General features: G+C 42.6%; 2 protein-coding genes. Both read right to left on the reverse strand.

Features of this window, described 5'->3' with window-relative positions; all coding sequences use genetic code 11:
• Positions 1 to 165: 165 nt before the first annotated feature.
• Positions 166 to 423: a hypothetical protein gene (locus tag LD28_RS23070; RefSeq protein ID WP_156120221.1), complete on the reverse strand. Its 258-nt coding sequence runs from the start codon at positions 421 to 423 to the stop codon at positions 166 to 168.
• 166 nt (positions 424 to 589) lie between these two features.
• Complete coding sequence (locus LD28_RS0112770) at positions 590 to 1,066, reverse strand: very short patch repair endonuclease (RefSeq protein ID WP_033137345.1); 477 nt, start codon at positions 1,064 to 1,066, stop codon at positions 590 to 592.
• Positions 1,067 to 1,219 lie beyond the last annotated feature (153 nt).

Raw genomic sequence — 1,219 nt, forward strand, 5'->3', positions numbered from 1 at the left:
GTCAATACCAGATGGTCGATATGGCTGATCATGGTTACCTCCAGGTGGTGATCTATCACTGCCCAACCACAAGAGATAAAACCATATTTGATAACTAATTACTGTTAGTGCTATCTCTTTTTAGAAAAGAAAAATTCAAGTACAACCGTTAGGTGTCAAGAAAGTCTATTTTTTGCAATCAACCCCTGCCGTTTTAATTACATTTGACAGAGAACCTGAAAATACCATCCTAGCAATTAAACCTTCGTCATCATCATATGAAAATGATAGTAACTCATACAAACCGCTATCTTCATTTTCGAAGATCACCAGTCCGTTAGTTACATCACCGCTTATTAACCATGTCTGATAAACCCAATCTGCAGAAAAACCAATCATAGGGTAACGACGATTCAACACACCTATCAAAACATCAGAATTCATATCACCACCATTACCAGTAAAACCATTTTACAACATTCAAAATCATACCATTTCCACATATGAATGGATAATAAAAAATAATATCCGCCACACATCAAAACCATACAAATTGATATAACAAGGCGGTTGAATAAAGAGCATTTTTCAATATTAATGTGATTATTTTCTATTCATCCTGATAATTTAACTCACATCCACCAGCAATTTCACAATGACTTGTACCACTGGTCAGCCACCAGCTGATAACCAGAATCAATCTTTCTGGATCATGTCGCAAGCGCCCTTTCAGGGCACACTCCCAGATCGTCAAACGGCGGATCCCCAGCTGTTCAAGCTCGGCCAGATGACGGGCATCACGCGCACGATTGCTGGCAATCTTGGTTTGCCAGAAGTCGGTTCTGGTCGATGGTAGTTTGAAGAGATGGCAGTCATGTCCGTGCCAGAAACAACCATTCACCTCGATCACTGCACGGTAGCGCGCCAGCCAAAGATCCGGCTTGCCTGGCAAGGCTGCATTGTGCAGACGGTAGCGAAATCCAGCATGATGCAGCAACTGACGAATCTGTATCTCCGGCTTGGTATTGGCATTCTTAATCCCGGCCATCAACCGGCTTCTGGTCTCTGCACTCACTATGTCAGGCATACAGATACTCGTTTGAAGGCGAATAATAGATACTGTGTTTTTTTACAGCCTTGGGCGTTCTCTCTGGGTTAAATGAGTGATAAGATTCCGCGCAACTGCAACACGCCCAGATTTTGATATGACACATTCAACCTCCTCTGCACACAACACACC

The organism is Aeromonas finlandensis, assembly GCF_000764645.1.
Classification (GTDB): domain Bacteria; phylum Pseudomonadota; class Gammaproteobacteria; order Enterobacterales; family Aeromonadaceae; genus Aeromonas; species Aeromonas finlandensis.